Origin of the sequence: Staphylococcus sp. NAM3COL9, from assembly GCF_001431205.1 — a bacterium.
Classification (GTDB): Bacteria; Bacillota; Bacilli; order Staphylococcales; family Staphylococcaceae; genus Staphylococcus.
Window position 1 is genome coordinate 370,691 of the sequence record NZ_LGPC01000011.1, and the last position, 20,143, is coordinate 390,833.

Below are 20,143 nucleotides of genomic sequence, written 5' to 3' on the forward strand. Positions count from 1 at the left end.
ACATTGATTCATATTTCAAGGTTTGGAAAAATTTGCCAAAGTCGGGTATAATAGAAAAAGTTTTTGATTTCCAAACTAAAGTGGTGAAAAACAATGAATTACCCTAATGGGAAACCATTTAATAGAAATAAGTCTCAAGTCGGACGAACTCATAAGGGTCAAAAGGGTAAAATAGACTATGGTGGCAGAGGTATGTCTCTTGAAAATGATATCGAACTGTCGAACACGTACTATTTGAACCATGAAATGGCGGTTATACATAAAAAACCAACGCCTGTTCAAATCGTAAATGTTCATTATCCTATGAGAAGTAAGGCTGTTATTAATGAGGCTTATTTCCGAACGCCGTCTACAACTGATTATAATGGTATTTATAATGGACATTACCTAGACTTTGAAGCGAAAGAAACGAAAAATAAAACTTCTTTTCCATTGATTAATATGCATGAACACCAAGTTTCACATATGGCGTCTTGTTTCAAACAGAATGGTATTGTATTTCTATTAATTCGTTTTAAAACGCTTGATGAAGTATATCTTCTTCCCTATTCTAAGTTTGAATATTTTTGGGAAAGACATACGAATAACATTAAAAAGTCGATAACGGTTGAAGAAGTAAGAAAAAATGGTTACTATATTCCTTATCAGTATCAACCACGATTGAACTACCTCAAAGCTGTTGATAAGTTGATATTAGATGAAAGTGAGGACCGCGTATGACGGAGAAAAAAAGGACTTCCCACTCTAACAAGAAAGGTAAGTCCGAGCAAAAAGAGAATAGGAATATTAAACGAACGATAATCAAGGTGATTGGCTTTCTTATCATTGCTTTCATTGTCTTAGCGTTAATAGGAATCTTGTTATTTGCTTATTATGCTTGGAAAGCTCCAGCATTTACTGAAGCAAAATTACAAGACCCAATCCCAGCTAAGATTTATGATAAAAATGGAGAATTGGTGAAAACAATTGATAATGGACAACGACGTGAACATGCTGACTTAGATGAAGTGCCTAAAGCAATGAAGGATGCTGTATTGGCTACAGAAGATAATCGCTTCTACAGTCATGGTGCACTCGACTATAAACGTTTGTTCGGCGCTGTTGCTAAAAATGTTACTGGTGGATTTGGTTCTCAAGGTGCGTCGACTCTAACACAACAAGTTGTTAAACGATCATTCTTGACAGATAAAAAATCTATTGCACGTAAGGCACAGGAAGCATACTTGTCATACAGATTAGAACAAGAGTACAGTAAAGATGAAATATTCGAAATGTACTTGAATAAGATTTATTATTCAGATGGTGTTTATGGTGTGAAGGCGGCAGCTAAATATTACTTTGATAAAAACTTGAAAGATTTAACTTTAACTGAGGAAGCATATCTTGCTGGTTTACCACAAGTACCAAACACGTATAATGCTTATGATAATCCTAAAGAAGCGGAATCGCGTAAAAACACTGTGCTTTATCTAATGGAATATCATGACAGGATTTCTAAAGAAGAGAAAGAAAAAGCGCAAGAGACTAAAATACAAGATACGCTCGTTAAACGAACTCCTGAAGATCGACAAGTTAGCCAAGATGATTCTAAAAAAGAATATGATTCATATATTAACTTTGTAAAATCAGAGCTCATGAACAATAAAGAGTTCAAAGATAAAGATTTAGGTTCCGTATTAAATAGTGGCATTAAGATTCATACAAATATGGAAAAAAATGTTCAAGAAACATTGCAAGAACGTATTAATAATGGTAGCTATTACAAAAATGAGAATCAACAAGTTGGTTCATCTATCGTAGATAGTGAAACTGGCGGGCTTGTTGCAATATCAGGTGGTAGAGATTATAAAGACCTCGTTGATAGAAACTTAGCAACAGACGCACACCCTACGGGATCGTCATTAAAACCATTCTTATCTTATGGTCCAGCAATGGAAAACATGTCTTGGGCAACCGACCATGCTATGAAAGATGAAGAAGAATACCAAGTTGATGGTGTTACATTCAGAAACTATGACACGAAAAGTCATGGAACAGTTAAACTTTATGATGCGTTACGTCAAAGTTTCAACATTCCTGCCTTAAAAGCTTGGGAATCAACGAAGCAAAATGCTGGAAAAGATGCACCGAAGAAATTCGCTAAAAAAGTAGGATTAGATTATGAAGGAGATATTGGACCTTCTGAAGTACTAGGTGGTTCTGCATCTGAGTTCTCTCCTACACAATTAGCATCAGCATTTGCAGTAATTGCAAATGGTGGCGAGTACAACAATGCGCATTCAATTGAAAAAGTTGAAAAACAAAATGGCGAAGTTATTGAATATGAGCATACAAGTAAAAAAGCTATGAAGGATTCTACTTCTTACATGCTAGCTGAAGTACTTAAAGGTACATTTGAGGCATATGGCTCTGCATATGGACACGGCATCTCTGGAGTGAACATAGCCGCTAAAACAGGTACAGGTACGTATGGACAACAAACTTACCAACAATATAATTTACCTGATGATGCTGCTAAAGATGTTTGGGTTAATGGTTTTACACCTAAATACAGTATGTCTGTATGGATGGGATTCAATGAAGTTAAACAAGGCGGAACAAACTCATTTATAGGAAGTGATGAACAAAAATATCCTCAATTCCTATTAGAAGATGTAATGTCTACTGTTTCACCACGTGATGGTAAAGACTTCACTAAACCAGATTCTGTTAGCGGAGATAGTAAAGATAATTTATCAGTTAAAGATAAACCTGATGACAATACAACTGATAATGATCCTAAAGGTCAAGGCAGTAACAGTGATTCAGATAGTGACTCAGAAAGTAATAGCTCAAACAGTAGCAATACTGGTAGTACAAATACCAATAATACAAGTGGTACAAACACTACCAATGCAAATAGTAGTGGAACAGCTACTTCAAATAGTACACAATAACAAGATTGCAGTTTTAAAAGACCCGGTTTCCATATTAATTGGAAGTCGGGTCTTCGTTATTATTAAAGTATATTTATATATACTCATTCATCAAACATATACAATCAAGAATTAAAAAACAGCACAAGACTCCTAATTTTGGGAGCTTACGCTGTTTTTATTGTTTAAGGTTTATTATTAAAACGAATTTGATAGGATGCATTCATTTTAATAAGTTCTGATTTTAGTGTTTTCATTTGACTATAACCCATAAAATGATATTTACGTGCAATCATATAATTATATCTTTCTTCGAAGTTCATTGGAACGACAGCATATTCATTTAAGTATTTAAAATCAATAATTTCAATACTATTAATTTGTTTAAAGTAATGTTGAATCAGATTAAAGTATTGATCTAACAAATGTTTTGCTTCTGGTGATTTTAGTTTTTTTACTTTCGCATATGGATCCAATTGCAGTTCTAAGTTTGTAAAATCTTCTTTTGTAATCATTTTGTTCATGCCTCTTTCAAACTTGCTTTATAACGCTTTTGACCTTCTCTGCATTCTTCGAATAATGGACAAATATCACATTTCGGTTTACGGGCTAAGCAATGATAGCGGCCGAAAAATATGAGTTGATGATGTGTTTTGTTCCATCTTTCTCTAGGAACTACTTTACACAATTTATCCTCTACTTGACGTACATTATCTTTCCATCGGCATATACCCAAACGTTTTGAGATGCGTTCTACATGTGTATCTACAGCTAATGAAGGTTCTCCAAAAGCTACACTCATAACAACGTTCGCTGTTTTTCTACCCACACCTGCTAGGCTTTCTAACTCATCGTGTGTTCGAGGAATCTTACCATCAAATTTATCTAAAAGTGATTGACATAATTTTTGAATGTTTTTGGCTTTATTTCTATATAAACCAATAGTACGTATATCATTTTCTAATTCTGAAATATCCACACTTAAATAATCTTCTGGTGTTTTATATTTTGCAAATAAAGGTTTTGTGAGTTTATTTACTGAAATATCAGTTGTTTGTGCAGATAAAAGTACAGCAATTGTAAGTTCAAATGCGTTGTTATGGATAAGTTCGCATTCAGCATTTGGAAACATTTCAGCTATGACATCAACCATTTCAAGTGCTTTTTTATTACTTACCATTTGGATTCTCCCCATTCAGCCAATCAAATTTAGGAACATTACTAACTGTATGTTTCATTTTAGGTTGGTTAAATTGACGGCTAATTTTCTTCGAATCTTCAATTGTTTTCACATTATTCTTTTTCCAATTCAGTAAAATGCGGTCAATATACTTAAAGCTCATTTTATTTTGGCTCTCTGCTTCGTTTAATGCAGCTTGAATGACACTTAAATCATGTTTATCTATATCTAACCATTGATTTAATGTTTCTATCTCGTATGGAGATAATGGTCTGCCAAACGCTTGTTCAATTTTTTGAAATAGTGTATTGAATTCTAGTTCAGATTCATGTTCGTCTTGTTTTACATTCATTTGTTGCATAATTTCACTTAATCTATCATAGAACTGGTTAAGGTTCATATATTCAGTAAACTTGCCTTCTTCGTCCTTATTGACATTAAGCTCTAGTAAATCATGTTGTATTAAAGTTTGAATGATTGAAGTGATTTCTCTTGAATCTAATGCAGAGCCTTGCTGTAAAGATTCAATTGAAGGTTGTTTATTCGATGTTTCAGATGCATGTAATAATTTGATTAAAATAACTAATTCTGTTTCGTTTAAACCTAATTCATTGTAATGATCAAGTAGTTCTTTTCGAATTACAACTGGTCTTGTTTTTAATTGTTCTCTGTCCAAATTAACGCCTCCCACCTTTGATATTGCTATAAAAACGTCCAGCCATTATTTGTGGACTGGACGCTTATTGTGAATCTTATTTAAAATATTATGGATATAATCGATTAAGTAAACGTGGGAATGGTGCAGTTTCACGAACATGGTCCACGCCTGATAACCAAGCTACAGTTCTTTCTAAACCTAAACCGAAACCACTATGAGGTACACTGCCATAACGACGTAAATCTAAATAATAACTATAACTCTCAGCGTCTAAGCCATATTCGTTAATACGTTGTTCTAGTAAGTCAAGATCATTTATACGTTCAGACCCGCCTATAATTTCGCCATAGCCTTCAGGTGCAATTAAATCTGCACACAGTACAGTATCTTCGTTTTCTGGATTTGGTTGCATATAGAAAGGTTTGATTTTTGTTGGATAGTTAGTGATAAAGACTGGTAAATCATAATGATTAGCGATAGCCGTTTCATGTGGAGAACCGAAATCCTCGCCCCATTCTATATCTTCAAAACCTTGTTCTTTTAAGAATACTACAGCATCATCGTATGTGATACGTGGGAATGGAGTAGTTACTTTTTCAAGTTTAGATGTATCACGTTCTAATATGTTAAGTTCAAGTTTACAGTTATTTAATACAGATTGAATTACATGTGTCACATATTGCTCTTGAACTTCTAAACTTTGCGCATGTTCACAAAAAGCCATTTCAGGTTCAATCATCCAGAATTCAATTAAATGACGACGTGTTTTGGATTTTTCAGCACGGAATGTTGGGCCAAATGAGAATACTCTACCGTGAGCCATTGCAGCAGCTTCCATATAAAGCTGTCCACTTTGTGATAAGAATGCGTCTTCATCAAAGTATTTTGTATGGAATAACTCACTTGTGCCTTCAGGTGCACTTGCTGTTAAAATAGGCGGGTCAATTTTTGTGAAACCATTGTCATTAAAGAATGCATAAGTTGCACGAATAATCTCATTTCTAATTTTCATAACAGCATGTTGTTTTTTAGAACGTAACCATAAATGACGATGGTCCATTAAAAATTCTGTGCCATGGTCTTTAGGTGTGATTGGGTAATCATGAGCTTCTGAAATTATTTCTATTGATTTCACTTGCATTTCGTAACCAATATCTGAACGATTATCTTCAGAAATAATGCCAGTAATATAAATGGATGATTCTTGTGTTAATTCTTTAGCTAATTTAAATATTTCCTCAGTTACTTCTGCTTTTGCTACGACACCTTGCATAAAGCCTGTCCCATCTCTTAATTGTAGGAATGCTATTTTCCCACTTGAACGTTTATTAGTTAACCAAGCGCCAATAGTCACTTCTTGGTTAAGATATTGTTTAGCTTCTTTAATCGTTGTCTTCATAGCCAGTCTCCTAATAATATTGTAGTCTTCTTTTCTTTATCCTTATATATTTTAACAAAATCAATGTATAAGTTCTAGTTGCGCGTGCTGGGTTTATTGATTACGTTTGTCTTCTTTTTTTAATTTTTTGAGTATGGTTGAAAATTGTTTGATATCACCTTTATTTTGACGATAACTCTCTAGAGATTGTTCAAAAAATTGTTTGTAATTACTGCGAATTAAGCGATCATCAAAGGATACGATAATCCCTTTGTCATTTTCGCTACGTATCAATCTACCAAGCCCCTGTCTAAAACGCGTTACAGCATCAGGTAATACATAATCTTTAAAAGTAGATGTAAACTCAGATTCCATTAGCCAATATTTTGTATTGTTTTGATTCATAAAAGGCAGCTTAGCAATCATTACACATTTAATGCCATTAGATTGAAAATCAAAGCCTTCAAAAAATGTACCTGTACCTAATAAAATTGCTTTATTAAAACTATTAAATTGTTGAACAATTTTATAGTTTTGATTTTGCTGTTGTGTCAAAACGACATAGTCTTCAAATTCCGGCAATTCATTTAATAACTCTTGAACCATATGCATCATTTTATAACTTGTAAATAGTATTAAACATTTAGACTCTACTATGTTAATATACTCAATTACGTAATTAACGATAGAACTCACATAATCATCAATACTTTTATAATTATATGAAGCCACATCATTAGGTATGAATACGGTAGTTTGGTTTGGTGACATCACTTTCGAATCAATTTCATACGTGTTAAACACGATGTCTTTATTAAACCAATGTTTGAAGTTTTCAAATGAATGGTTAAACGTTAATGTACCTGAAATAAATGTAAGTGATTTAAATTTATCCAATACTTGTGACGTCAATATTTCTTTAACATCATAATCTTTAACATTCAGTCGAATTGTTGATTTTTGATTTATATTTTTAATTGATAAATAACTAGTGTGATTATTTTTTAAACTGTGCTCTATTTCTTTAAAACGATCATTAATGTAAAGTATTTGTTTGCGCACAGACTTGATTGTTTTATGACTCATACCATTGAAGAATTCTAATGTCATATTGAGTTTATGAATAATTGAATGTAAATCGTTCAAAATTGGTGCAACGTCAAAATGATAGACAAAATGGAGCTTGTGTACTTCATCATCATGCACTTCAGAACTTTGAATGATATCAAAAATGGTAGTAAATAACTGCTCATTTAGATCATGTATCTCATTGACTGTTGTTTTTAACCCGAAAACATCTATAGGCGGTATATCTAATTTTTCAAGAATTCTTTGTTGTTCTAAATGATCGATAGATTTAAGCAACTTTTCATTTTCTGTCTTACCAATTAAGCCGAGTTGATATTTAATATCGAAATAACTCAATTCATTAGTTACTTGGCTTAAAGCATAGTCAGGCAAACGATGTGCTTCATCGATAATACAATCATCAAATAATTGATAAATAGAATTATCATGTGCAGCATGTATTAAGTGTGCATGATTTGTAATACCAATTTGAATATTTTGAGCATTTCGTTTAATGAAATTGAAGTAATGTATATCGTTGCGAACAGGCACATAAGTCTCTAGTTTTTGTTCGAAATACATTTTTTGTCCGCCTTTTAAATCTAGTTCTTGAATATCACCTGTGTCTGTTTCGGTAATCCAAATCAATAATTGCATTTTTAATATACCGACTTCATAATTACTGGCTTCTTCTTTTAAAATTTGGCTGATTAAGCCTAATGAAATATAATCACGCTTACTTTTTATTAAAGTAGCATTTATTTTGAAATCTAAAGCTTGTTTAAGCGCAGGTATATCTTTTTCCAACAATTGGTTCTGTAATAATTTAGTATTAGTTGAAATCATTACGTGTTTACCAGTTTCAATATTATACATTAACGATGCGAGTAAGTATGCAAATGACTTGCCGCTTCCAAGTGGTGCTTCAATCATTGCCTTTTCACTATTCATTAATTGTTCTAAAATAATCTCAGCTAGATATAATTGTTGTGGTCGATACGTCAAATTAAGTTCCTTAGTAATCAAGGTATATAAATCTTTCAAAGTACCATCAAAATCTACTGTAGGTGCCTTGAAATCTTTTTGTTTTTTATAAATAATTTGTTCGAATTGGTCATAAATATCCTCTAGTGGTTTATCTTTATGATTACGTACCATTTCAAATAAAATATCATGTAAATCATATTTTAAATTTTTACTTAAATAATATAGTTGTTTTAAAGTATCTAAAGGTAACGTTTCGAATTTCTCAAATGCGATTATCATAAGTTGCGCTGTTGTAGCGGCATCTTCGTCAGCGCGGTGTGCATTATTTAGAACAATGCCATGTGCTTCTGCTAGTTCACTTAACTGGTAACTTTTATCTGTTGGAAAAGCAACTTTAAATAATTCTAACGTATCCATTACTTTTTTTGGACGATATTTAATATCACAATTTTCAAAAGATTTTTTTATAAAATTCAAATCAAAAGCAACGTTGTGTGCCACAAAGATACACCCATCTATTTGTTTATAAATATCTTCAGCTATTTCATGGAAATATGGTGCTTGATTTAACATTGCTTCTTCTATTGATGTTAATGCTTGTATAAAAGGAGGAATTTCTAAATCTGTTTTAATCATTGAATGGTACGTGCCAATTATTTTATTTTCACGAACAAAAGTAATACCTATTTGAATGATTTCATCATAGTCTAATTGGTTTCCTGTTGTTTCTAAATCCATAACGGCATAACACGGTTTTGTCATTCTCATTCCTCCTTTCAACGAGGCTAAAATTCTATATCTGCACTGATTAAACGATGTTGATTGTTCTCTTCATCCAAAACAAGTAAAAACCCATCTTCATCAATATCAAGTGCTTCTCCGTGGAATTGTCTACCGTTCTCTGTAAATCTTAATGTTTTATTCCAAATATTCGAGGCTGCTATGTATTCTTCTCGAATAGTTAAAAATGGTTCTATAAGAAATTGTTTATATCGATATTCAATATTACTTACAAGTGATTTTAAAAAGTAGTAGCGGTTAATTTTTTCGTCAGCATGAATGCGGACACTTGTAGCTTTTTGTTGTAGTTCATCACTAAAATCTTCTTGTAAGTGATTCATGTTAATACCAATGCCACAAATCACTGCTTCAATACCATCACTATTCGCAACCATTTCTGTTAAAAAGCCACAAACCTTTTGTTTATTTATATAAATGTCATTTGGCCATTTAATGGTAACCGGATCGACACTGAACTGTTGTATCGCATCTCTTATTCCCAACGCCATAAATAAATTGAATTTTGTTATCATTTCAAAAGGTACATCAGGTCGTAAAACAATTGACATCCACAAGCCTTTTCCTTTGGAGGATGACCAAGGTCTATTGAATCGACCTTTACCTTGTGTTTGTTCATCACTTAAAATAAGAAACGTATTTGTATTACCTACTAATTTTTGTTTAGCCAGTAGTTGAGTTGAATTAATGCTTTCCAATATTTCAACATGATCAAATACGTTTTGTGCTTTAAGCATAGGTAGAACAATCCCACTATACCATTTATCAGGTAATTGGATTAGGCGATGTCCTTTATGATTCACTGATTCAATTAGACATCCTTCTAATTTAAGTTGATCTATTACTTTTTTTACGGCTGTACGAGAAATACTTAACTGTTCTGCTATATATTGACCCGATATATAATCAGATTGGTGTTGATACAATATTTGAACAACATCTTTACTATACTTCGACATGTGTTTTCACCCACTTTAATAGTTCTGGTTTAAAGTTTTTGACCTCACCTGATATGATGGCACATTCAACTTGACGTAATATGGATTTAAGCCATGCGCCACTCGGTTTATTTAATGCTTGTAATATATCATTGCCATTTATATCCATTTCTTTTCTTGATGAAATCAGTAATTTCTGGCTAACTTCATTGATGGAATCAGCGTTAAAAATAAATGGAGATACCTTCATAATATTGTTGTCATTGAGCATGCGTTCATAACTTAATACTTGTAGTATATCTTCTTTTCCGTAATCATAAACAAATAAGTTCAAACTTTGTTTGCTTTGGACCTCTGGCATCTGTTGTAACATACGTTCGAGTCTAGTGATGTATTTCTTTTCATTGTTGCTAATTTTCAAATCTGACAGCTGTGTGTCAACATCTGGTTGTTGTGCTTTTAAGAATACAATTAACATTGATAATGATATTGAATCTTCTAATATAAATTTTGATAAGTCAAAACGATTAAAAAATGGTATATAATTAAATGCATTAAAATACTTTAAATTATTGAAGCTTTGCGTCACATATTGACCTAATGTTAATTTTTTAAGTTCAATTACGATACGTTCAATAGATAAATGCGCAATATCTGCTATATGGGCATGCATACCATTAAATGTGGCTGCTTCTAAAGTAAAGCCAAGTTGTGATTGAAAGCGCAAACCTCTAATAATCCGTAACGCATCTTCGTTAAATCGTTCGGCTGGCTCTCCAACTGTCTTGATTAATCGTTGTTTTATATCTTTTAAACCATCAAAGTAATCATGAATTTGATAATTCACATCCATAGCAATGGCATTCATTGTAAAATCTCTACGTTTTACGTCTTCGTATAAATCTCTTACAAAAAACACTTCATTAGGTCTACGATGATCGTCATATTCCCCTTCCGCACGAAAGGTTGTCACTTCATATTGATCCCCATTATAGACGACATTAATCGTTCCATGCTCCCTACCGATAGGAATGGTCTTATCAAATACCGCTTCAATTTCATCGGGTGTGGCACTAGTCGTAATATCGATATCATGAATTGGTTTTTGCATTAAGTAATCTCTAACTGCACCACCAACATAAAATGCTTGGTAGTGATGTTTTTGTAAAGTTTCTAAAATCGGCTTTGCCGCTTCGAATAATGTTTTAGTCATTGTTACCCTCTAACATTTTTTTGTAGTAATACTCATATTGATCTGCAATTAAGTCAGACGAAAACCGTTCTGAGACATCTGCTAGCATTCGTGTTTGCATTGTTTTATAAAGCTTTGCATCTGTGAGTAATTTCAAGGCGTATTCGCTTGCGCTTGTACTATCACCTACATCAACCAAGAAACCGGTATCTTCATGTTTAATGACTTCTTTAATCCCACCAGCAGTAGACCCGATTGGCACTACTCCAGATTTCATTGCTTCAAGTAATGTTAGGCCAAAACTTTCTTTTTCACTTAGTAGTAAGACTAAGTCTGAAATTTGATAGAATTCACTAACCCAATTTTGTTTTCCTAAAAAAAGAACTTCATCTTCAATATTTAGATCACGTGCTTTTTGTTTCATATCCATTAATTCTGGCCCATCGCCTAATAATAATAATTTTGACGGCATAGCTTTATGTACTTTTGCAAATGTATCGATAATAGTGTCGATACGTTTTACACTTCTGAAGTTTGAAACATGAATTAAAACCTTTTCTTCTGGTTTAATACCATAACAAGCTTTTAATCGTTCATCTTCTTCAGTTTGTACATCAGGTTTTGTTGGAAATTCATTTTCTCGAACAAAATTATATATTGGAACAATTTCTTTATCTGTCTCAATGATATCATTAGTTTGTTTCGCGAGTGATTGACTTACACTCGTTACAATATCACTTTCTTCTATACCAAACTTAATTGCATTTTTTAAAGAATGATCATAACCTAGTACAGTTATATCAGTCCCATGCAATGTAGTCATAATTTTAATGTCTTTTTTGGACATGTGTTTTGCTAAAATACCACAAACTGCATGAGGTACTGCATAGTGCATATGTAACAAGTCTAAATCATACTCATTGATAACCTCAGCAATTTTAGTACTTAAGGTTATGTCATAAGGAGCATATTGAAAAACAGCATATTGATTGACTTCAACTTGGTGAAACGTGATATTTGGTAATGGTTTTCGTATTCTAAAAGGTATATTAGATGTAATAAAATGGATGTCATGCCCACGTTCAGCAAGTTTTATGCCTAATTCAGTGGCGATGATTCCAGAACCACCCATAGATGGGTAACAAGTAATGCCTATTTTCATAAGGTGGGACACCCTTTCTACTTTAAATTAAGTTATTTTCGTTCAAAACGATCTTTATCACGTGTATTAAATTTATTCATCGTTTCATCAAAACTTTCTGTCATATCAATATCTAAAGAATTGGCAATACATAATAAAACAAATAAATTATCGCCTAGTTCTGCTTTAATTGTATTTTCTGTTTCTGTCTCTTTTTTCTTTTTTTCACCGTGGTAGTGATTTATTTCTCTTGCCAGTTCACCAACCTCTTCAGTTAGTCGCGCAAGATTAGCTAAGGGAGAGAAATACCCTGTTTTAAATTGACCAATATAGTCATCCACTTCAGTTTGCATATTTTTCATACTCTTCATCATATACGCCTCACATTCTAACGGTTTCTTATATAGTATAGACTAATTTTAGGCTTCATGCATTATTCCTGCAATAGTTAATCGTTATATTATTTACTATTTGACTGTGATCGTTTTAATTTGTTTATTGCATTATTACATGTAATTAAATAGTGCATTCTTCTTTTTTAAAATTGAGTAAATTAATATTTGGCTTTGAAGTGTTTTTAATGTGAGATTTAAATTTGAAATGATAAGAATGCCATTTTAAACAAAAAACACCCTAGCATTATAACAATGTTAGGGTGTTTATATTATTATTCACTTGATCTGGCAATAAGAATAAATCTTGCAAGTTCTGCTAATGCAACTGCAGTTGAAGCAACGTAAGTCATTGCTGCTGCTGTAAGTACTTTTTTAGCATGACGGTGTTCTTTTTCATTAACGATGTCTAAGCTTTTTATTTGTTTCATCGCTCTACTACTTGCGTTAAATTCAACTGGTAGCGTAACGATTGAGAATAAGACTGCAAGAGACATAAATGCAATACCAATCCATAATGCTGTAGAACCTAAAGTACTTTGTAGCGAAGTTAAAATAATACCTGCAAATACTGCTAAGTAACCAATCGAACTACCTACGTTAGCTAGTGGTACTAAAGATGTTCTGAATCTTAAGAAGAAATAACCTTCTGCATGTTGTATCGCATGTCCAACTTCGTGAGCTGCGATAGCTGTACCAGCAACTGAAGGTCTACTAAAGTTAGCTGGTGATAACACAAGCACTTTCTTTTTAGGATCATAATGATCTGTTAAGAACCCTTTTCCTTCGACGACATCAACATCATAAATGCCATTCGCATGAAGGATTTCTATAGCAACTTCTTGACCAGTCTTACCACTTGTGGATCTTACTTGTGAATACTTTTCATAATTAGACTTAACTTTGTGCTGAGCCCATAGAGGCAATACCATTAGAATAACAAAGTATATAATCATATAGATAAAAGACAAAAATCCTCACTCCTTTATAAACATTTTACTGTGAACGTTAATGATGGTCAAATATTTTATCCTTTTTAAATCGAGTTAAATTTAAATATAGCATTAAAGGTATGACACTTAACCAAAACGAGAGATAAGCAATACCTTCAACATGGCTAGCAATAAAATCATAGTAAGGATATTGCATAAATACATAATCAATAATGTCATTATGGAAGACCCATATCACAGCAATAGTAAAAGCAAGTATAGTGATTTTAAATCTTGGGTAAAAGAAAAATGCCTCTATAGCCATTATACCGTGAGATAAGATAAGCATACAGCCAATGATTGTAACCGAGTCATATTGTATAAACATAATAATATTCATAATAACTGCCCACACTCCGTATTTTATCAACGATACAAAAGCTAAAGCTTCTATAATTGGTAAATTCTTACCTATGATGAGTCCGATTATTGCAATACATAAAAATAATGAAGCGGTTGGACTATCTGGTACAAATGGTATGAACTGCCAACTTGATACACTCAGTTGACTGCCATACCATATATAACCGTATATCGTGCCTAATAAATTACAAATAAGCAGAAAGTAAAGTACACCTTTATTATAAATGAGTAACTGCCATAGCGCTTTTATATTCATAAGGTCAATCCTTCATTGTTTTATTTACATTTCTTAACTCAAAAGTATTAAGGATTTGAGTTAATTGATAAAACAGTGCTTTATCATGCAATTGTAAACTTAAATCAATATTATCTTGTAAATGCGTGATAATAGAGGACTCACTTTGTTTGGATAGTGGGATACTATAGATGTCTTGCATATACATAGCATAGTATGGTGAATGTAACAATTGCATTAATAATAATTCATCTAAACGAGTCTCTCTAGATAGTGCTTCACTGAAATGCAGTTTGATATCAAAAGACACAGCATCATTTGCTATATAATTAAAGATTTCATCACTATTAATCAACTGCTGGTTTTTAAGTGTAAATATGATACCTTGTTGATCAGTATCTTCCATAGCAATTTCCAAAATATGATGATCGAAAATGAGTTCATCCACAAAATGAATTTGTTGAAGTAACTCAGGTGATGACTTAACTAAGTTTAATACCCACACACTAATCCTAGATTTAAATTGATATTGAAAAAGCAGATATTCAATGAAATTAGCTTTCACTTGTTGTAGGGTATTGTTCATCTTACTCACCTTCCTTGACTAGAAAGATAATAATCTTTCTGCTTCATCATGCCATGTTTCGTTGCTTGGATCTAATTCAAGTAATTGATTTAGAATTGTTTTTGCTTGTTTAATTTCTCCGATTTCAACTAGATAGAAATAATAGTCACTTAGAAACGCAGATTGCGTGTGCAATGTTGGATACGCTAATTCAAAGAAATGTTGCGCTTCTTTGTCACGTTCCTCTTGTCCTAATGCAAATGCTAAATGCCACATAAAGACAGGATCTAAATCTTCTTCATCAACATATTTCAATAATGCTATAACTGCCTCATAATCTTCTTCGTGTCTATATAAATCACTTAGAATTAAAAGTGGCTCTTGGTATGCATTATCAACTTCTAAGGCTTGTAGTAATAATTGTACACCCTCATTAGCATCGCCATGCTCAATTGCTATACTGCCTGTTGATACCATCAACTCTTTATAAAATTGACTTAATCTCAAGCCTTCTTTACCAATTTCAATGGCTTCTGCATGGTTATGTTCATTTTCATAAAGTTGTTGCAGATAAAAATAGCCTTGTAAGAAGTCTGGGTCTTTAGATAATAGAGTTTGAACTAAATTAATCGCTTCTTGAGAGAGTTCATTTTTTTCATAAGCAATCGCCTTTTTAAAATAATCTTCAGACACCATTTCTTCTTCATTAATTTCATCGAACATTTTAATCGCATCACTGTAGTTTCCACTTTGTAAACTACAATCTGCTAAGCGAGAAAATAAATTTGTGCCATTCACTTCATATTCGCCTGTTTCAAGCACAGTTTCATATTCAGAAACTGCGCGTAAGTATTGTCCGTCAAAATACAATAATTCAGCAAGTGCATAGTGAATTATTGGATCATTTGGTTCTATATCTATGGCGGCAACTAATTTATCTATCGCAACTTCTAACATATTTAATTGTTGATATAAATCAGCTTCTAGCATTAAACGTTCCGTTGATAATTCAACTTGGCTTAAATATTCTAAAGCTTCATCAGTTTGATTCTCAGACATTAAACCTTCGATGAAATAGATAAGTAATTCACTTTCATCAGGATATTTATGGTATAACGTACGGAATACTTCAAGCCCTTGGGGCATTAAACCGTAATTATATAACGTTTCACCAAGTATAAAAAGTGCATCGTCCTTTGGAGAGCTTAATGCTTCATTCACACGAGTGTCTAAGTTATCTAATTTTTGTAAGTTGATATCGTCTATGAGTTTATAGATATCTTCCATACTTTTATCCCTCTTTTTCTAATTGTTTTAACTTCGTTAAGAAACCTGGGAAAGAAACATTTACAGCATCAAATTGATTAATAGTTATCGATTCATCTGTTAATAATGATGAAATTGCAAGCATCATACCTATACGATGATCAGTAAAACTATCGACTGTTGCTGTTTGCTTCAAAGTAGAAGGATGAATAATCATACCATCGTTTGTTGGTTGTAACATAAATCCTAATAAATTTAGCATATTCGCAGTCGTATCAATACGATTTGTTTCTTTAACTTTCAATTCTTCTGCATCTTTTACAATACTTGTACCTTCAGCTTGTGAACATAATAATGCTACAATTGGAATTTCGTCAATTGCTCTTGGCACTAAATCACCATCAATTTGAATTGGCTTCATATCAGGGGAATATTGTATGCGAATTGAAGCAGTTGGTTCAGGACCATCTGTATGATTGAATAGCGTAATGTTCCCTTCCATTTGTTTCACGATATCTATAATACCTGAACGTGTTGGGTTTATGCCAACATTGTGAATTGTAATATCACTGCCTTTTGTTATCAAGCCCGCCACTATAAAATATGCTGCTGAAGAAATATCACCTGGCACATGAAAATCTACGGGTTGAATGTGTTCGATTCCTCGTTTTGGCATTTCTATCATTTTCCCATCAGTAGTAACAGGAATATGGAAATGTTGGAACATCGTTTCTGTATGATTGCGTGTTGTACCTATTTCTTTAACAGTTGTCACCTCTTCTGCAAACAAACTTGCGAATAAAATTGCGCTTTTCACTTGCGCACTCGCAACTTCCATTTGATAAGACATTCCCTTAATTTGTGCAGATTTAATGATTAGCGGTGTGTAATTATTATCTACACCTGTTATATTAGCGTTCATTAAGCATAAAGGTTTCATAATTCTGTCCATCGGTCTTTTACCAATAGATTCATCACCCGATATGACAGTGTCAATACCTAAACCACTTAACAGACCAGCCACCAAACGTGTCGTTGTACCAGAATTACCTGTATACAGTACTTGATGGGGCGTTTTGAAGTGTTTATACCCAGGCGAATTGATTTCTATTTTATCTTTGCCAACAGTGATTTCAACACCTAATTGTTGAAAAATCTCAACTGTATTCAAACAATCTTCACCAAGAAGCGGTTTATATATTGTGGAGGCACCAGATGCAAGAGAACCTAACATAATGGCTCTATGTGTCATAGATTTATCTCCGGGTACTTCAATTTCCCCAATCAATGGTCCGTTAATGTCAATTGTTTTACTGTTTGTCAAAAAAACACCTACTTTTTAAAATATGTTAGAAAATCTGTGAATGCATGTTGAAGTGTTGGCTTATCTATGTGATTTACTACAGGATTGCCAATGCCATCCAATAATACCATTTGAACTCCTTGTTGATTATTTTTCTTATCTTTTAACATGAGCTGATATAACGCTTCAAACTCAAATTCATTAACGATGTCTAATGGATAATTTAATGAGGCTAAATAATTGATATAATGAGATATATCAAAATCTCTACTTAAGACTTTATTAGCAACGATAAATTGATAAATAATGCCTATCATGACTGCATGGCCATGTGGAATTTTAAAGGTATATTCAACTGCATGTCCAAATGTGTGACCTAAATTTAAAAATTTACGAACATTGGATTCTTTTTCATCTTTGACGATAATATTTAATTTCGTTTCGATACCTTTAAATAAATAATATTCAATTTCATTTAACGAAGCGAGTGCTGGCTGATCAGGGTATTGTGATTCTATATTTTGCACAGCTTGCATGTCACTCAATAAAGCATGTTTATAAACTTCTGCATAACCACTTAAAATTTCTCCATAAGGTAAAGTAGTTAAAAAATTCAAATCATAAATTACAGCATTAGGTCTATAGAAGGCACCTATTAAATTTTTACCATATTTAGAATTAATACCTACCTTGCCACCTACACTTGAATCATGTGCAAGGATTGTCGTTGGTATTTGAATAAAATCAACACCTCTTAATAAGGTTGCAGCAAGGAATCCTGTGAAATCACCAGTAGCGCCTCCGCCTACTGCGATTAAACAAGTATCACGCGTTAATTGTTTACTGAGTAAAACTTCTATCGTTTCTTCATAAAAGGATAACGATTTCGTCGCTTCACCAGAAGGAATGATAAGTCTATGTGCACCATATTCAGAAGTTATAAAATCTATCGTTTCATTCCAATTATCATTTACCTTTTCATCAACAACCAACACAACATCTTTATAATCGTTTATATATTGATGCAGTTGATCTAACGCATGATGTTCTACAAGAATTGGATAGTTATTGGATGTATAAGTAGTTTCTAATATCATATGCTCACCTAGTTACTTCATAAATTTTAAATTGCTACTTAGTATTCTATATTTAATAAACGACGTTCATCTATTTGTGATTTTAATTGTTCTATATGATTACTTTGGAATTCTTCAAGTAATGCTTTTGCAATTTCAAATGCTACGACATTCTCTACTACAACACTTGCTGCAGGGACAGCACAGCTGTCAGAACGCTCAATAGAAGCTTTAAATGATTCTTTTGTATTAATATCCACGGAGTTTAGCGGTTTGTAAAGTGTTGGGATTGGTTTCATTATACCATTAACGATGATAGGCATACCATTAGACATACCACCTTCAAAGCCACCTAAGTGATTTGAACCTCTGTAGTAACCATTCGTAGTATCATACAAGATTTCATCTTGAATTTCACTACCTGGTTTTTCAGCTGCTTTGAAACCTTCACCAAAGCTTACACCTTTAAACGCATTAATACTTACAACGCCTTGGGCAATTCTACCATCAAGTTTACGATCGTAATGCACATAGCTACCAATACCTACTGGTAAGCCTTCAACAATTGTTTGCACTACACCGCCGATTGTATCACCTGCTTTTTTAGCTGCGTCAATTTTATCGCGAATTTCTTGAGCTATCTCATCATTTACAACGCGAACATCATTTTTATCAATATTAGCTTTAATTGTTTCAAGATCATATTCGATATCGTCTTTGATGCCACCAATTTCAACAACTCTACTATAAAAATTAATATCTAATTGTTTTAATAAAATTTTAGAAACTGCACCTACTGCAACACGTGCAGCTGTTTCTCTTGCTGAAGAACGTTCTAATACGTTTCTTAAATCTCTATGATTATATTTCATACCACCAATTAAATCAGCGTGGCCAGGACGCGGTTTGGTAATTACACGTTTCATATTGTCTTGATCTTCTTCACTAATAGGATCAGCACCCATGATTTTCTTCCAATGTGTAAAGTCATCATTTGTAACAATCAATGTGATTGGACTACCTAAAGTATATCCATTACGCACTCCTGAAACAATTTCAACTGCATCCTTTTCAATTTGCATGCGACGACCTCTGCCGTATCCACCTTGTCGTTTAAACATTTCTTCATTAATATCTGCCACATTGATTTCTAGATTGGCTGGTACACCTTCAATAATTACAGTTAACTGTGGTCCATGTGATTCACCAGAAGTTAAATATCTCATACTTTTCCCACTCCGTTCCTTTAGTACTTTAAATTATAATATTCTCTATATCTTATCACATTCAATTGTTCAAATTAACAGAAAAATTTACAAATATTGAATCTTATGAAAACTTCCATGTTTTAAGTGTAACATTTGAATATTTTTTATAGTAAGAACTTTAGATTTTATATAGAAACATTATCATTTTCCAATATTATCTATTAATTGAGACGGAAAAGTAAACAACAGTTAAAATTTGATTTCGTACTATCGCCTCTACAAAGTTTTTTAGATATCAGAAGGCTATTTTACACTCTATATTTTAGGGGTGAGTTATAAAACTAATTTTTCTAATGCGATTTCGTTGTCACACCCAAGCAAAGTTAAATAGAAAGTAAAATACAAACGCTGAAGTTATTGCATAAGAACTGCTTTTCTTCATAAATGAAATAGTAGTCTATTTAAAAGTTTAATATATGAGGATTTTC

The 20,143-nt window shown here is 32.7% G+C and carries 18 protein-coding genes; 2 read left to right on the forward strand and 16 right to left on the reverse strand.

The window, feature by feature from the left end; genetic code table 11:
- The first annotated feature begins 93 nt into the window (after positions 1-93).
- Positions 94-720 (forward strand): Holliday junction resolvase RecU, encoded by a 627-nt coding sequence (gene recU, locus ACA31_RS04710; protein ID WP_057512214.1) that lies wholly within the window; start codon positions 94-96, stop codon positions 718-720.
- Entirely contained in the window at positions 717-2,936 is a 2,220-nt protein-coding gene (locus ACA31_RS04715; RefSeq protein WP_057512215.1) for a transglycosylase domain-containing protein, read from the forward strand. Before recU ends, ACA31_RS04715 begins: the two co-directional genes overlap by 4 nt.
- Positions 2,937-3,100: 164 nt before the next feature.
- Here ACA31_RS04715 and ACA31_RS04720 read toward each other — a convergent pair whose 3' ends face one another.
- The 16 genes from ACA31_RS04720 to aroC all read right to left on the reverse strand — a co-directional run bounded on the left by ACA31_RS04720 (position 3,101) and on the right by aroC (position 19,673).
- Entirely contained in the window at positions 3,101-3,430 is a 330-nt protein-coding gene (locus ACA31_RS04720; RefSeq protein ID WP_057512216.1) for a YpoC family protein, read from the reverse strand.
- Between the two features lie 5 nt (positions 3,431-3,435).
- Complete coding sequence (gene nth, locus ACA31_RS04725) at positions 3,436-4,095, reverse strand: endonuclease III (protein ID WP_057512217.1); 660 nt, start codon at positions 4,093-4,095, stop codon at positions 3,436-3,438.
- On the reverse strand, positions 4,085-4,771 hold the full coding sequence (locus ACA31_RS04730) for a DnaD domain-containing protein (RefSeq protein ID WP_057512218.1): 687 nt from the start codon (positions 4,769-4,771) through the stop codon (positions 4,085-4,087). The genes nth and ACA31_RS04730 overlap by 11 nt, the downstream gene beginning before the upstream one ends.
- Positions 4,772-4,859: 88 nt before the next feature.
- Positions 4,860-6,152 carry an asparagine--tRNA ligase gene (asnS, locus tag ACA31_RS04735; protein ID WP_057512219.1) on the reverse strand — a complete coding sequence of 431 codons (1,293 nt, stop codon included), beginning with the start codon at positions 6,150-6,152 and terminating at the stop codon, positions 4,860-4,862.
- A 93-nt stretch (positions 6,153-6,245) separates the two neighbouring features.
- On the reverse strand, positions 6,246-8,948 hold the full coding sequence (locus tag ACA31_RS04740; RefSeq protein WP_057512220.1) for a helicase C-terminal domain-containing protein: 2,703 nt from the start codon (positions 8,946-8,948) through the stop codon (positions 6,246-6,248).
- A 23-nt stretch (positions 8,949-8,971) separates the two neighbouring features.
- Entirely contained in the window at positions 8,972-9,943 is a 972-nt protein-coding gene (locus tag ACA31_RS04745; RefSeq protein WP_057512221.1) for a biotin--[acetyl-CoA-carboxylase] ligase, read from the reverse strand.
- A complete protein-coding gene (locus ACA31_RS04750) occupies positions 9,930-11,135 on the reverse strand; it encodes a CCA tRNA nucleotidyltransferase (RefSeq protein ID WP_057512222.1) in 1,206 nt (401 codons plus the stop codon). Before ACA31_RS04750 ends, ACA31_RS04745 begins: the two co-directional genes overlap by 14 nt.
- Complete coding sequence (bshA, locus tag ACA31_RS04755) at positions 11,128-12,276, reverse strand: N-acetyl-alpha-D-glucosaminyl L-malate synthase BshA (RefSeq protein WP_057512223.1); 1,149 nt, start codon at positions 12,274-12,276, stop codon at positions 11,128-11,130. Before bshA ends, ACA31_RS04750 begins: the two co-directional genes overlap by 8 nt.
- A 32-nt stretch (positions 12,277-12,308) precedes the next feature.
- Positions 12,309-12,626 (reverse strand): nucleotide pyrophosphohydrolase, encoded by a 318-nt coding sequence (locus tag ACA31_RS04760; protein ID WP_057512224.1) that lies wholly within the window; start codon positions 12,624-12,626, stop codon positions 12,309-12,311.
- Between the two features lie 296 nt (positions 12,627-12,922).
- The gene (locus ACA31_RS04765) at positions 12,923-13,618 is read right to left on the reverse strand and encodes a zinc metallopeptidase (protein ID WP_057512225.1); all 696 of its coding nucleotides are present in this window, start codon (positions 13,616-13,618) and stop codon (positions 12,923-12,925) included.
- A 37-nt stretch (positions 13,619-13,655) separates the two neighbouring features.
- The gene (locus tag ACA31_RS04770; RefSeq protein ID WP_057512226.1) at positions 13,656-14,258 is read right to left on the reverse strand and encodes a DUF1405 domain-containing protein; all 603 of its coding nucleotides are present in this window, start codon (positions 14,256-14,258) and stop codon (positions 13,656-13,658) included.
- Between the two features lie 4 nt (positions 14,259-14,262).
- Positions 14,263-14,823, reverse strand: a complete 561-nt coding sequence (locus tag ACA31_RS04775; RefSeq protein WP_057512227.1) for a YpiB family protein — start codon at positions 14,821-14,823, stop codon at positions 14,263-14,265.
- 18 nt (positions 14,824-14,841) lie between these two features.
- A complete protein-coding gene (locus ACA31_RS04780) occupies positions 14,842-16,089 on the reverse strand; it encodes a tetratricopeptide repeat protein (RefSeq protein WP_057512228.1) in 1,248 nt (415 codons plus the stop codon).
- Positions 16,090-16,093: 4 nt separating this feature from the next.
- On the reverse strand, positions 16,094-17,392 hold the full coding sequence (gene aroA, locus ACA31_RS04785; RefSeq protein WP_057512229.1) for a 3-phosphoshikimate 1-carboxyvinyltransferase: 1,299 nt from the start codon (positions 17,390-17,392) through the stop codon (positions 16,094-16,096).
- 8 nt (positions 17,393-17,400) lie between these two features.
- Entirely contained in the window at positions 17,401-18,468 is a 1,068-nt protein-coding gene (gene aroB, locus ACA31_RS04790) for a 3-dehydroquinate synthase (protein ID WP_057512230.1), read from the reverse strand.
- A 38-nt stretch (positions 18,469-18,506) separates the two neighbouring features.
- On the reverse strand, positions 18,507-19,673 hold the full coding sequence (gene aroC / locus ACA31_RS04795; protein ID WP_057512231.1) for a chorismate synthase: 1,167 nt from the start codon (positions 19,671-19,673) through the stop codon (positions 18,507-18,509).
- Between the last annotated feature and the right edge of the window lie 470 nt (positions 19,674-20,143).